The following is a 12,239-nucleotide window of genomic DNA, read 5'->3' on the forward strand; positions in this document are numbered from 1 at the left end:
TCGGGCGCAAAGCCGCTGTCAAGCACGCCTGGGTGCATTCACTGCTCGCAACTGCCGCCCCGGTGTCCTATGTGGACCTGAGTTCGGCCCGGCTTAGCAACAGGAACCGCGCAGGAATGCAATCAGTACACAAGCGTAACCATCTCAGCTCCTTCCTTCATCGTGGTGTCGCCCTTGCGGCACTTGCCGGCTTGGCGGCCGGTCCGGTCGCGGCCCAGCAGACGCCCGCCCCGGCGCAACAGGCTGCGCCCGCGGTCCAGCCGGTTCCCGCGCCTGTCGCGATGCCGACGCTCTCGGCCAAGCAAAGCGCCGAACTCGCGCAGCTGCTTGCCGATGCCGGTTATTCGCAGGGCCTGCGCCACGATGGTGCCGCTGGTCCCCGGCTCGAAGGAAACGAGGCGCTGGTGCGCGCTGCACTGGATTACGCCCGCGCCGTACATTCCGGTCGTCTCGACGAAAGCGATTTCCAGCAGGACTGGGGCCTGCGTCCCGAAGCGTTCGATCCGCTGCCCGGCTTCGCCGACGCAGTGAAGCGCGATCGTATCACCGCTTGGATGCGCACCCTGCCGCCGCCCTATGCGGGCTATGACGGCCTGCAAAAGGGTCTGGCCAGGTATCGCGCGATCGAGGCCAAGGGCGGCTGGCCCACGCTCGCCGCTGGTCCGGACCTCTCCGTCGGCGCCACCGGCGCCCGCGTGACCGCGCTGCGCAAGCGCCTGGCGGTCGAGGACAATCAGGTCGGGGCAACCGGCGCCACGTTCGACGCCGAACTCAAGGAAGCCGTGCTCCGTGCCCAGCGCCGCTACGGCCTGCGCCCCACCGGCACCGTCTCCACCCAGACGCTCGCAGCGCTCAACGTCTCCGCAGGTGACCGCGTCCGCCAGATCATGGCGAACATGGAGCGCTGGCGCTGGCTCCCGGCCGAGATGCCCGCCAAGCGCATTCAGGTGAACATTGCCGCCGCGGTGCTGACCGTGTTCGAAGGCGACGAAGCCATCGCCTCGATGAAGGCCGTCACCGGCCGCCCGGGCAACGAGACGCCGATGCTGCAATCGCGCATCCATTCGGTGGTGCTCAATCCGCCGTGGAACGTGCCCACCAGCATCGCGACCAAGGAGCTGTTCCCCAAGGGCGCAGCCTATCTGGCGCGCAACAATTACAAGATCATCGGCACCGGCGCGGGCCGCCGCATCCAGCAGCAGCCTGGACCCAAGAGCGCGCTCGGCCTCTACAAGTTCGACTTCCAGAACCCCTATGCCGTGTACCTGCACGACACCCCGGCCCAGGCGGCGTTCTCCGGCTATGGCCGATTGGAAAGCCATGGCTGCGTCCGGCTGGAAAAGCCCGCCGAACTGGCCGAACTGCTGTTCCGCAACGACCAGAACTGGCAGCCCGACCAGATCAAGGCGACGCTCGCCACCGGCAAGACCGAGCGCGCCCGGCTCCAGCCGCAGGATCAGGTCTCGGTCTACCTGCTCTATTGGACCGCGTTCGCCAGCGGCAACGGCCAGATGAACTTCCGTGCCGATCCCTATGGTTGGGACAAGACGCTGGCATCCAAGATCGAAAACCGCTCGGCGGCCACCGCCGTCGCGTCGCGCTAAGCAAGAGGGGAACCGCCCATGAAGACCAACCGCATCGCCTTCGCCGCCGTCATCGCCGCCGGCCTGTCGCTCGCCGCCTGCTCCAGCGGCGAAGATGGCCGTGATGAGGGGACCCCGAACACCGAGATGACCACGGAAAACCTGTCCGTGCCGGAGCCGGAGAACCTGACCGACATCCAGACCGAAGCACCGGCCGCTCCGCGCATCGACAACGCCAACACCGAAGCGCAGCCCGACGCCGCACCCGCGCTCTCGGACGACGAACAAACCCGCGACGACGCCGATGCCACCGGCATGACCGCCCGCATCTCGCGCGACGAAGACGCCAACCAGAGCACCGAAGCCAAGCAGTAAGGCGAGAGGCCGCAATTGCGCGGCCTCAGCCACCTGTTCCCCGGCGAAGGCCGGGGCCCAGTTGCTAAGGTGCTCGTGGCGGCGAGATGGCGCTCCTTCCAACTGCTCGCACCTGGGCCCCGGCCTCCGCCGGGGAACAAGGGGTGGCCAGTCTCCCCATCCGGGAACCCCGCCCGACCCCCTGCCGTTATCTGGACCCACGCGGCATCCCGCCCGCGCCAGACAGCGAGCCTCATGTCGGACTTACCAGAAACCCTCGATCCGTCCGTCTTCGAACCGCCCGAGGACGCCGTCGAATTCTATTCCGACAGCCTCAAGCTGCTCAACCAGTGGGACATTCCGTTCCTGTTGTCGGGCACCTATGCGCTCACCTGCCACACCGGGGTGATCCGCCCGACCAAGGACATCGACGTGTTCTGCAAGGCCGGCGACGCGCCCCGCCTGCTCGCGCACTTTAAGGAAGCCGGCTACACCATCACGATTGAGGACGACCGCTGGATCGGCAAGGTCTGGCAGGGCGAGAACTTCTTCGACGTGATCTACAACATCTCGTCGGCCTCGATCCCCGTCACCGACGCTTGGTTCACCGAAACCTATGAGGCAGAGGTGTATGGCAGCTGTGTCCGCATCACGCCGCCGACCGAATTCATCCTCTCCAAAATGTTCATCCAGGACCGCTATCGCTACGATGGGGCGGACGTCGCGCACGTCATCCTGAAGAAGCATGACGAGATCGATTGGCACCGCCTGCTCTCGGCGATGGAGCTCTATTGGGAGGTGCTATTGATGCACATTCTCAACTTCCGCTTCATCTACCCGACCGAGCGCGACTGCATTCCGCGCTGGCTGTTCGACCTGCTGATCGAGCGGGTCCAGGCCCAGGCCGAGCTACCCCCGGCCAATGTAAAGGTTTGCCGCGGCAGGCTTTTGTCGCCGCGCGACTATGTCGTGGACATCAGCAGCTGGGGCTTTGCCGATGTCGTGGGCAAGGGATTGGAGGAGAAGCATGAGCGACACTTCTGAGGCGCCGATCCGCCTCGCCGCCATCGGTGACCTGCACGTCACGGAACAGTCCGAACATCGGTATCGCGAACTGTTCGCAGAGATTTCGGAGAAAGCCGATGTCGTCGCGCTGTGCGGCGACCTGACGAATTTCGGCAAGACCGGCGAAGTCGAAAGCCTCGCCGAGGATCTGCGCGCCTGCACGATCCCCGCGGTCGCCGTGCTCGGCAACCACGATTACGAGTGTGGCCAGCCTGACGAGGTCAACCGCATCCTGACCCAGGCCGGCGTCACCATGCTCGACGACCAGGCGGTGGTGGTCAAAGGCGTCGGCTTTGCCGGCGTGAAGGGCTTTCTCGGCGGCTTTGGCCGCGGCGAGCTCGGCGCCTTCGGCGAAGCGGCCGTGAAGACCTTTGTCGAAGAGTCGCTCAACGAAGCGCGCAAGCTCGAAAACGGCCTGCGCTCGCTGCGCACCGACCGCACCGTCGCGGTGATGCACTATGCCCCGATCGTCGACACGGTGCAGGGCGAGCCGCCCGAGATCCACCCGTTCCTGGGCTCCTCACGCCTTGCCGACGCCGTCGACCGCTTCGACAACGTCAAGCTGGTCGTCCACGGCCACGCCCATCGCGGCACCTATGAGGGCCGCACCCGCCGCGGTATCCCGGTCTACAATGTCGCGCAGTTCGTGCTCTCGGAAGCGTTCGGGCGCCCCTATGCCGTGTTCGAGGTCTAGCCTTCGCTGACGATCGGGTGCTCGCCGCGCACCCGGTCGAGCAGTGCCTCGATCGCCGCGACCTCGGCAACGCTGCCCGAGGGCGCGGCGGACCAGTTGCAGTGCGGGTGCGTCGCCGGGTCATAGACCCGCATCGCTCCCAGCACGCTTTTCCACCGCCGCCGGCTGCCGCCATATTGCTTCACCAGCGCGGCGGTCAGCAGGTCCTGTAGGTCGCTTGCAGTCATCGCGCCCACCTAGGGTGCACGGGGCCGGCCTGCAACGCTCGCCCTCTTCCCCGATTCCCACCCGGGCGATATGTAGCCACTCAACCCGCCCCGCGCGGCCTGTACCCCATGCAAAGGATCGCCCCTTGGCCACCGCCGCCCCCACGGTTCGCCCTGTCCTCACCAAGCGCGACACCAAGGCGTTCATCGACCTCGCGTACCGACTGAATGCGAGCGATCCCCACTGGGTGCCGCCGCTCAAGCAGGAAGTCGCCGGCACGATCGACCCCAAGAAGAATGGCTGGTTCAGCCATGCGCAGGCGCAGCTGTTCCTCGCCGAACGCGGCGGCCAGGTCGTCGGCCGCATCTCCGCGCATATCGACCGCCTCGCGCTCGAACAGCCCGCCGCACAAGGGTTCGGCCCCGGCACCGGCTTCTGGGGCCTGTTCGAGGCCGAGGACGAGATCGTCGCGCAGGCTCTGATCGAGCGCGCCGAGCAATGGCTGCGCGACCAAGGCATGACCCGCGCGATCGGCCCGGTCAGCCTGTCGATCTGGGAAGACCCCGGCCTGCTGGTAAAGGGTCACGACCATTCGCCCACCATCCTGATGGGCCACAATTCGCCGCGCTATCAGGGCTGGATCGAGGCGCTCGGCTACAGCGCAGCCAAGAAACTCGTCACCTACGAAGTGAACATCACCCAGGAATTCCCCCGCCTCGTCCAGCGCATCGTCGCCAATGGCGAGAAGAACGACCGCATCCGCATCCGCGGCGTCGACAAGTCGCGCTTCGACGAGGAAGCCGCGATCATCCTCGCCATCCTCAACGATGCATGGTCGGACAATTGGGGCTTCGTGCCCCTGACCCCGCCCGAAGTCGCGGACGTCGGCAAGAAACTGAAGCCCCTGGTGTTCGAGGATCTGATCATGATCGCCGAACTCGATGGCGAGCCGGTCGCCTTCATGGTCACGCTGCCCGACATGAACGAAGCCGTGAAGCCGCTCGGCGGTTCGCTGCTGCCCTTTGGCTGGGCCAAGCTGCTGCTGTGGCTGCGCAAGCCCCGCGTCCGCACCATGCGCGTCCCGCTGATGGGCGTGGTGAAGCGCCTGCAATCCTCGCGCATGGCCAGCCAGCTCGCCTTCATGATGATCGAATATATCCGCCGCGCCTCGGTTGCAAACTACGGCGCCTCGCGTGGCGAGATCGGCTGGATCCTCGACGACAACCAGGGGATGCTCGCCATCGCCGAAGCCATCGAGAGCCGCATCAACCGCGAATATCTGGTCTATCAGAAGCCACTTTAAGGGCGCGCTCAAACCTTACCAGTTCCCCGGCCTCCGCCGGGGAACTAGAAGGGTTCTCTACTTCCCCCGCAACGCCGGCGTATCCAGGTCCAGCGCCCCCACCGGGATCACCTCCACGTGGGGATGCGCCGCCCGCAGCTTGTCCGCGAACAGCTTGGCGTCGCCGACGACAACGACCGTAGCCCCAGCCGGCGTAATCGCCCGCCGCGCAGCCGCGGCCGCTGCTTCCGGGGTCACCGCCCCGATCCGCGTGCGCAGCCTGGCCGCCTCGCCCGGCTCCACGCCTTGCAGCACCAGATTGGCCAGGGTGCCGGCGAAGCCTGCGCTGGTTTCGGCCTGCCGTGCCACGCCGCCCTGGATAAAGGCCACCCGCTGGCCCACCGTCTCGGCGTCCAGAGGCTCGCTCGCCAGGCGCTTCAGCTCGGTCTCGAAGATCCCGACCACCTCGGGCGCGCTCTCGTTCTTGGTCTGCGCGGCCACGCCCAACATGCCCTCACCGGCCCGCGGCGACAGCGCGCTATAGGCCCCATAGGACAGCGCCCGCTTGACGCGCACCTCCTGGAACAGCCGCCCGTTGGACCCGGCGCCCAGCACCGCATTGGCGATCATCAGGTCGGCATAGGCCGGGTCGCTGCGCGCGGGAATGCGCAGCCCCGCCGCCACTGCCGCCTGCCCCGCACCCGGCATGTCGACGACGATCACCCGCGGCGCGCCGGAGCCTGCAGCAGCAGCCGGCGCCACCGGCGCAGCCCCGCCCGTCCGCCAATCGGCGAACAGCCGATCACCGATCCGCCGCGCGTCCGCCGGCGCGATTCCGCCGGTCACGATCAGCGTGGCATTGTCCGGCCGCCACCACTGGTCGCGCTGCGCCACCAGCTGCTCGCGGCCGATGCCGCCCAGCGAGCGCGGCGTGGCCACCGCGCCATAAGCACCCGCACCATATACCGCGCGCTGCATCACCATGTTCGCCAGCGCGCCGGGCGTCTTCAGTGCGACCTGCAACTGGTCGATCCGTCGGCGCCGCTCCTGCTCGAACTCGTCTGCGGGGAAGGACGCATTGCGCGCCACATCGGCCAGCACCCTGCCCGCCGCCTCCAGCGCACCCACCGGCGCCGTGACGCTCAGCACCGTGCCGTCCGGCGCAGCATCGGCTCGGATCGACGCGCCCAGCGCTTCCAGTTCGGCGGCGATCTGCCGGGCCGATCGCGTCGGCGTGCCCTTGGTCGCGATCAGCGCGGCCATCTCGGCCACGCCTGCCCTCCCCTGCGGATCGGTGGCGCTGCCGCCCTTGAACACCAGCGAAATCGTCGCGATCGGCACTTGGCCCGTGCGCGCCGTCACCAGCCGCATGCCGTTGCCAAGCCGCGCTTCCTCGATCATCGGATCGGTCACCGCCACGGCCGAAGCCGGCGCCGGCGGCTGCTCGCGCTCCCCCTCGGCCGCCAGCGTCAGCGGCGTGCCGGTTGCGGCGGGCACGCTCGCCCAGCGCGGCATCGGCACCGGGTTCTTCCAATCGTCCTTTGCACCCGCCGGACGCTTGCTCTCGTCCAGATAACGGAAGTCCACCCGCGCCTCGGGCTTCAGATACTTGCGCGCCACCCGCTGCACGTCCGCCGCGGTCACCCGGTCGATCCCGGCCAGCCTTTTGTCGTCGGCCTTGGGGTCACCGGTCCGCACCAATGCCTCACCCAGCGCAAAGGCTCGCCCCGAGGCCGTCTCGCGCGAAGCCAGTGCGTCCGCCATCAGCTCGTTGCGCGCTTCGGCCAGCTCCGCCGCGCTCACCGGCGCATCGCGCAGCCGCGCGATCTCGGCAGCCAGCGCCGCCTCGGCCTGCTCCACACTCGTCCCGCTTGCCAGCGTCACCATCGGCGCCAGGAAGCCATTGCCTTCCACGTCATTCAGGTTGGTGGTGGCGCTGCTCGCGATCGGGCGGTCGAAAACCAGCGCGCGCTTCAGCCGCGAATTGTCGCCGGTGGAAAGGATCGCGTCCAGCACCACCAGCGCCGGCAGGTCCGGATGCGCCGAGCCCGGGATGCGCCAGCTGCTGGCGATCATCGGCAACGGCACATTGGGGGCATAAACCGTCACTGCTCGCGGCTGGGTCCGCGGCTTCTCGCTGGCGCGGATTTCCAGCGGCAGCGCCGATTTGCGCCGCGGCACCGCCCCGAAATAGCGGTCCACCAGCGGGTTCAGCGTGGCGGGATCGAAGTTCCCCGCGACGATCAGCGTCGCCGTATCCGGCCCATAATAAGCCTGGTGGAACGCCAGCGCGTCGGCCAGCGTCGCTGCGTCCAGTTCTTCCAGGCTGCCGATCCCCGAACGCCGCTCGGGCACCGTGTCATGGCTGTTCTCGTCCAGCGCGATCCGCAACCGGCCATAAGCCGGGGCCAGCACGCGCTGGCGATATTCCTCCTTCACCACGTTGCGCTCGGTGTTGAACACTTCGGCGTCGATCACCGGGCGCGCCATGCGCTCGGCATGGGTCCACAGCATCGTCTCCAGATACTGCGCCGGCACCGTCTCGTAATAATTCGTGCGATCGAACCAGGTCGACGCGTTGCGCACGCCGCCGACATTCTCGGTCAGCCGGTTGATCATGTTGTAGGGCATGTTGCGCGTCTTGCGCGACAGGATGTGCTCGAACAGGTGCGCAAAGCCCGACCGGCCATCGGGGTCGTGCTTCGACCCTACATCATACCACACCTGCACGCTGACGGTCGGCGTGGTTGTGTCGCGAATCGCGATCACCCGCAGCCCGTTGGCCAGCGTCCGCTCGGTGAAGCCGATCGGCGGCACCGTGATCCGCGGCGGCGCGGCGGCGGTCTGCGCCTGAACCGCGGTCGGCGCAGCGCCGGCAAGCAGGAGTGCCGCAAAGACGCGGCGAGCAACAACAGCGCGCAAGAACCATCCCCTTCAAAACAATGGGGAGAAGCTAAGCCGATCCGCGCGCCGCCCGCAATGCGCGCTTCAGCGATTACGTCGCCGCACGCTCTCTGCCAGCACCGTGGCGAACACCAGCCAGCCGGTCAGCGGCACGCCCGCCAATGCCGCCGGGCGGTCGACTCGCGCCGCTGCTGCGACATAGCCGGCGCTCGACCCCATCATCGCCGCAGCCGCCACGCTGCTGCTGGTCAGGTCGCGCTTGCGGAAGAACAGCTCGGTCCACCCGCCGATCATCGCGCTGGTGCCCAGCCACAGCGCCACCGCCGTGTTGCGCTCGGGCGAGGCCGGCGTGCGCAGCAGCCGGTACCCGCCCACTGCCATGCCGGTCTCCAGCACCGGCCACACCGCGCCAAACACCTTGTCGGGCGGCGTGAAGCCGGGCTTGTCCAGCCGGCGGTACCAGCGTTGAATTCCGGGATGCCCCGGCTCAGGCGCGTTGCGCCGTCCCACCAGCGCGCTGACGCCCAGCACACCCGCGACGATTGCCCCGGCCACCAGGCGGCTAGCGCCCGTTCTGCTTGTGATTGCTTGCTGCATCCCGGACCAACCCACAGGTCGGCGCGAAGCTCCCCGCAATGGGTGCATGCTCGGCGATGTTCAGGGCACCCCATGGCGGAGAGGGAGGGATTCGAACCCTCGGAACCCTTGCGGGCTCAACGGTTTTCGAGACCGCCCCGATCGACCACTCCGGCACCTCTCCGCAAGGGGAAAGCGATGCATCGGCTCCCGGGGGAGCTAAGCACCGGTCGATTTGAGCGGCGGCCTCTAGCGTAGCTTTTCCGGGTCCGCAAGCGGGTCCTTGTACAAAGATGTCGGCGCATTAGATTGGACGATATGTCGCGTACCCCCGTTTTATCGTCTCCCATCGAAGCTCTGGTCCCCATGCCCCCCGTCTCCTCGGCGCGTTTCGCGATCGGAGAGGTGGTGCGCCACCGCTTGTTTGATTTTCGCGGGGTGATCTTCGACGTCGATCCGGTCTTCGCAAATTCCGACGAATGGTATGATTCGATCCCCGAGGATGTGCGCCCGGCCAAGGACCAGCCCTTCTACCATCTGCTCGCGGAGAATTCCGACTCGAGCTACATCGCCTATGTCAGCCAGCAGAACCTGGTCGCTGACGACAGCGACGAGCCGGTCGACCATCCCGCCATCGCCGGGCTGTTCGATGGCCGCACCGACGGGCGCTACAAGCTCAAGCGCGAACACCGCCACTAAGGGTGACAAAGGTGGAAGGTGCGGGCCGGGACCTCCCTTCCCGGCCCGCACGCCAGCCGGCTCAGCGCGGCTTCTTGCGCTTCCGCTCACGGCTGGTGGCCTTGTCCGATTCGCCGGGCGCGGTCGCTGCCGCGTCGGGCTGCGCGACCGGCTCCGCCGCGGGATCGAATTGGGGTGTGGTGGTGGTCGCATCGGGCGCCGGCATGGCGGGATCGGTGCCGGGACTCGGATTGGCCGGCGCAGTGTCGGGCGCCTGCGTCTGGGGCGTGGTCTGCTGCGGCGCGGTCTGGACTGGAGCCGCCATCATGGCAGCAAGGCTGATCAACAACATAAGGGTTATCCTTTGATCGGTTTGAACACCCCTGTTCGCCCCTGACCCTAGGCGCATGGCGTGCCGAGAACAGGTTGCAGCGGCGAAACGACGCGCCTGCGGGGCGCAATTGCGCGCCTCCCGACGAGTTGAGCCGATCCGCCCGGCGAGCCGAGCGGAGCCGCACCGCGACTCGCAAGGTCTCAGTCGAGGGGCAAACAACGCCATTAAATAGAGCCACCCCGGTTGACTTCGCAGGGCCAATCCCTTAGCTGCGCCCTTCCTCCTGCCGGGCTTTGCCATGGCGGGCACAAGCATTTGATGTAGAGAAGAGACCCGATGTTCGCTATCGTGCGCACGGGCGGCAAGCAGTATCGCGTTGCCGCAGGAGACAAGATCGTCGTCGAGAAGCTCGACGGCGAAGCAGGCTCGACCATCACGCTCGGGGATGTCCTCCTCGCTGGCGAGGGTGGCGACTTCAAGTCGACGGACGGCCTGACCGTCTCCGCAGAAATCGTCGCACAGGCGAAGGCCGAGAAGGTCATCGTCTTCAAGAAGCGTCGTCGCCACAACTATCGCCGCAAGAATGGCCATCGTCAGAATCACACGATTCTGAAGATCACGGCCATCGGCTGAGCGCAGGCACGAGGAGTTTAGCAAATGGCACATAAAAAGGCAGGCGGCTCGTCCCGCAACGGTCGCGACTCCGCGGGCCGTCGTCTCGGCGTCAAGAAGTTCGGCAGCGAAGCAGTCGTCGCCGGCAACATCATCGTGCGTCAGCGCGGCACCAAGATCTATCCGGGCGTGAACGTCGGCATGGGCAAGGATCACACCTTGTTCGCGCTCGTCGACGGCCGCGTATCGTTCAAGGAAGGCCGTCTTGGCCGTAAATTCTGTTCGGTGGATATGATTGCGGAAGCAGCCGAATAACATCGGGTAACCAGCCGGGTTGCCCACCAGGGTGACCCGGGTCCGAGCAAGACGGACCAGCTGATAAAGGGAGACGGGTCGCCCCGGCTCCCTTTTTTCATGCTCCCTCGACAAGCGGCTGCAAACGGCGTGTCACAGTGATGCGTCAGGGGCACCGCAGGACCGAGGAGTTTGGTCATGTTCGTGCGTACGCAAAGACTGACGCTGCGGCCCGGCTGGCCGGAGGATGCCCCCGATCTCGCCCAGGCGATCGGCCATGAGGCGGTGTGCCGCAACCTGCGCCGCGCCCCTTGGCCCTATGGCGAGGATGCCGCCGCGCGCTTCATGGCCGAATTCCACGATCCGCTCAGCCCCAAATTCCTGGTGTTCGAGCATGTCGGGGGCAGCGTCAGCCTGATCGGCGCGGCCGCGGTCCAGCGCGTCGGCGATTCGCCCCACGAACTGGGCTATTGGCTCACCCCCTCGGCCTGGGGCCGCGGCTATGCCACCGAGGCATGCGCAGCCGTCCTCGCCGCCGCCCGCGCGCGCGGCATCCGCCGCGTCACCTCAGGGCATTTCGTCGACAACCCCGCCTCGGGCAAGGTGCTGCGCAAGCTCGGCTTCAAGCCCAGCGGCCCGCTGGTCCAGCTCTACGCGCCCGCGCGCGGCGCCGAAGCCCCCTGCGCCCGCTATGCGCTCGACCTGGAGGGCGATGGCGGCGGCCAGGACGCGGACCCGCAAGCGCGAATGGCTGCCTGATCCCCAGCGGATCGGGCAGCCCGCCCTACTTCAAGCGCTTCTGCCCCAGCCCGCTCGCGGTCCAGTAGATCCCGCCCAGCAGGTGGTCCAGATACCGGCCGTCGCGATACGCCTCGCCGTCATGGCCCAGCGTCGTCACGAACACCCGGCTCTTGCCGTAATGGTGGTACCAGGCGACCGGATGCGCCGGCCCCATCGGCCTGGACACCTGCCCCGGCCAGATCTTGGTCGGGTCATAGCTCGTCTCGTCCACGTTCAGTACGGGGCTGATCGTCACGCGATACGGGTTGGTGGTGGTATAGAACTCGTCGCTCCACACCCAGCGCGCAGGGATGCCATAGGCCGCGGGAAAGCCCGCATCCTCCACCGTCACCACGCCGGTCTGCAGCATCGGGTGCACGCCCACGCTGCGCCCCACCAGCTTCTCGTACCAGGGCCAGGGCTTTGCCGGCACCACGATCGCGGCGCGGTGCACCACCACGGCATTGCCCCCGCCGGTCATGTACGCCTCGAAGCGCGCCCGCTGCGCGTCGTTCAAATCCTCCACCGCCGTGTTCAACAGCATCACCGCGGCATAGCGCCCCAGCTCGCCCTCCAGCGGCGCGGCATTGGTCGCCCATTCGATCTCGAACGCATGCAGCCGCGCCATCCGCATCAGGCTCTCGCGCGCCACGGGAATGAACTCAAAATGATATTTGCTGGGCGATGCGATCACCAGCAGCTTGAACTGCGGCTCGGCGGCCTGCACCGCCACCGGCCCCGCCAGCCCGGCCCCAAGCGCCAGCGCGGCAAGCATATGCTTCATACCCCTCTCCTTCGCCCCCTCCTGTCCCCAAGCCGCCAGCCAAGGCAACCCACCCCGCGACCTGAAGACAAAACAGCCCCAGCGCTCCAGCC

Annotated in this window: 14 protein-coding genes and 1 tRNA gene; 9 read left to right on the plus strand and 6 right to left on the minus strand. The window is 67.3% G+C overall.

Translation table 11 applies throughout. The features are described from left to right. Positions 1-116: 116 nt before the first annotated feature. The 4 genes from LQ953_RS15825 (at position 117) to LQ953_RS15840 (ending at position 3,696) form a co-directional block, all read left to right on the plus strand. Positions 117-1,604: a L,D-transpeptidase family protein gene (locus LQ953_RS15825; protein ID WP_231031958.1), complete on the plus strand. Its 1,488-nt coding sequence runs from the start codon at positions 117-119 to the stop codon at positions 1,602-1,604. An 18-nt stretch (positions 1,605-1,622) separates the two neighbouring features. Then, positions 1,623-1,958, plus strand: a complete 336-nt coding sequence (locus LQ953_RS15830) for a hypothetical protein (protein WP_231031959.1) — start codon at positions 1,623-1,625, stop codon at positions 1,956-1,958. Between the two features lie 234 nt (positions 1,959-2,192). Further along, a complete protein-coding gene (locus LQ953_RS15835) occupies positions 2,193-2,981 on the plus strand; it encodes a nucleotidyltransferase family protein (RefSeq protein WP_231031960.1) in 789 nt (262 codons plus the stop codon). Beyond that, positions 2,965-3,696, plus strand: coding sequence for a metallophosphoesterase family protein (locus LQ953_RS15840; protein ID WP_231031961.1), 732 nt, complete (start codon positions 2,965-2,967; stop codon positions 3,694-3,696). The genes LQ953_RS15835 and LQ953_RS15840 overlap by 17 nt, the downstream gene beginning before the upstream one ends. Here LQ953_RS15840 and LQ953_RS15845 read toward each other — a convergent pair. Further along, positions 3,693-3,923 (minus strand): hypothetical protein, encoded by a 231-nt coding sequence (locus tag LQ953_RS15845; protein WP_231031962.1) that lies wholly within the window; start codon positions 3,921-3,923, stop codon positions 3,693-3,695. The genes LQ953_RS15840 and LQ953_RS15845 overlap by 4 nt on opposite strands. 125 nt (positions 3,924-4,048) lie before the next feature. Between LQ953_RS15845 and LQ953_RS15850 the strand changes: the two genes are divergently transcribed. Further along, the gene (locus tag LQ953_RS15850) at positions 4,049-5,206 is read left to right on the plus strand and encodes a GNAT family N-acetyltransferase (protein ID WP_231031963.1); all 1,158 of its coding nucleotides are present in this window, start codon (positions 4,049-4,051) and stop codon (positions 5,204-5,206) included. Between the two features lie 57 nt (positions 5,207-5,263). Here the strand turns inward: LQ953_RS15850 and LQ953_RS15855 are convergent, their stop codons facing one another. The 3 genes from LQ953_RS15855 to LQ953_RS15865 form a co-directional block, all read right to left on the minus strand. Next, positions 5,264-8,107, minus strand: a complete 2,844-nt coding sequence (locus tag LQ953_RS15855; protein WP_231031964.1) for a M16 family metallopeptidase — start codon at positions 8,105-8,107, stop codon at positions 5,264-5,266. A 66-nt stretch (positions 8,108-8,173) separates the two neighbouring features. Beyond that, a complete protein-coding gene (locus tag LQ953_RS15860) occupies positions 8,174-8,644 on the minus strand; it encodes a TspO/MBR family protein (protein WP_231031965.1) in 471 nt (156 codons plus the stop codon). A gap of 115 nt (positions 8,645-8,759) precedes the next feature. Then, positions 8,760-8,849 (minus strand) — tRNA-Ser (locus tag LQ953_RS15865). A gap of 134 nt (positions 8,850-8,983) precedes the next feature. Here LQ953_RS15865 and hspQ point away from each other — a divergent pair. Next, entirely contained in the window at positions 8,984-9,364 is a 381-nt protein-coding gene (gene hspQ / locus LQ953_RS15870; RefSeq protein WP_443026589.1) for a heat shock protein HspQ, read from the plus strand. A gap of 61 nt (positions 9,365-9,425) precedes the next feature. Here hspQ and LQ953_RS15875 read toward each other — a convergent pair whose 3' ends face one another. Beyond that, entirely contained in the window at positions 9,426-9,695 is a 270-nt protein-coding gene (locus tag LQ953_RS15875) for a hypothetical protein (protein ID WP_231031967.1), read from the minus strand. A 318-nt stretch (positions 9,696-10,013) separates the two neighbouring features. Between LQ953_RS15875 and rplU the strand changes: the two genes are divergently transcribed. From rplU to LQ953_RS15890, 3 genes are all read left to right on the plus strand, one after another. Further along, on the plus strand, positions 10,014-10,310 hold the full coding sequence (gene rplU, locus LQ953_RS15880; protein ID WP_184086642.1) for a 50S ribosomal protein L21: 297 nt from the start codon (positions 10,014-10,016) through the stop codon (positions 10,308-10,310). Between the two features lie 24 nt (positions 10,311-10,334). Beyond that, a complete protein-coding gene (rpmA, locus tag LQ953_RS15885) occupies positions 10,335-10,604 on the plus strand; it encodes a 50S ribosomal protein L27 (RefSeq protein ID WP_231031968.1) in 270 nt (89 codons plus the stop codon). A 177-nt stretch (positions 10,605-10,781) separates the two neighbouring features. Further along, positions 10,782-11,342 carry a GNAT family N-acetyltransferase gene (locus LQ953_RS15890; protein WP_231031969.1) on the plus strand — a complete coding sequence of 187 codons (561 nt, stop codon included), beginning with the start codon at positions 10,782-10,784 and terminating at the stop codon, positions 11,340-11,342. A 25-nt stretch (positions 11,343-11,367) separates the two neighbouring features. Here the strand turns inward: LQ953_RS15890 and LQ953_RS15895 are convergent, their stop codons facing one another. After that, positions 11,368-12,147: a ThuA domain-containing protein gene (locus LQ953_RS15895; RefSeq protein ID WP_231031970.1), complete on the minus strand. Its 780-nt coding sequence runs from the start codon at positions 12,145-12,147 to the stop codon at positions 11,368-11,370. Positions 12,148-12,239 lie beyond the last annotated feature (92 nt).

Origin of the sequence: Sphingomonas sp. IC-56, assembly GCF_021043375.1 — a bacterium.
Classification (GTDB): Bacteria; Pseudomonadota; Alphaproteobacteria; order Sphingomonadales; family Sphingomonadaceae; genus Sphingomonas.

Coding starts and splice junctions, on each gene's coding strand:
- LQ953_RS15895 (WP_231031970.1), bottom strand. CDS start 12,147: ATGAAGCATATGCTTGCCGCGCTGGCGCTTGGGGCCGGGCTGGCGGGG.
- LQ953_RS15825 (WP_231031958.1), top strand. CDS start 117: ATGCAATCAGTACACAAGCGTAACCATCTCAGCTCCTTCCTTCATCGT.
- LQ953_RS15840 (WP_231031961.1), top strand. CDS start 2,965: ATGAGCGACACTTCTGAGGCGCCGATCCGCCTCGCCGCCATCGGTGAC.
- hspQ (WP_443026589.1), top strand. CDS start 8,984: ATGTCGCGTACCCCCGTTTTATCGTCTCCCATCGAAGCTCTGGTCCCC.
- LQ953_RS15875 (WP_231031967.1), bottom strand. CDS start 9,695: ATGTTGTTGATCAGCCTTGCTGCCATGATGGCGGCTCCAGTCCAGACC.
- LQ953_RS15830 (WP_231031959.1), top strand. CDS start 1,623: ATGAAGACCAACCGCATCGCCTTCGCCGCCGTCATCGCCGCCGGCCTG.
- LQ953_RS15835 (WP_231031960.1), top strand. CDS start 2,193: ATGTCGGACTTACCAGAAACCCTCGATCCGTCCGTCTTCGAACCGCCC.
- rpmA (WP_231031968.1), top strand. CDS start 10,335: ATGGCACATAAAAAGGCAGGCGGCTCGTCCCGCAACGGTCGCGACTCC.
- LQ953_RS15845 (WP_231031962.1), bottom strand. CDS start 3,923: ATGACTGCAAGCGACCTACAGGACCTGCTGACCGCCGCGCTGGTGAAG.
- rplU (WP_184086642.1), top strand. CDS start 10,014: ATGTTCGCTATCGTGCGCACGGGCGGCAAGCAGTATCGCGTTGCCGCA.
- LQ953_RS15890 (WP_231031969.1), top strand. CDS start 10,782: ATGTTCGTGCGTACGCAAAGACTGACGCTGCGGCCCGGCTGGCCGGAG.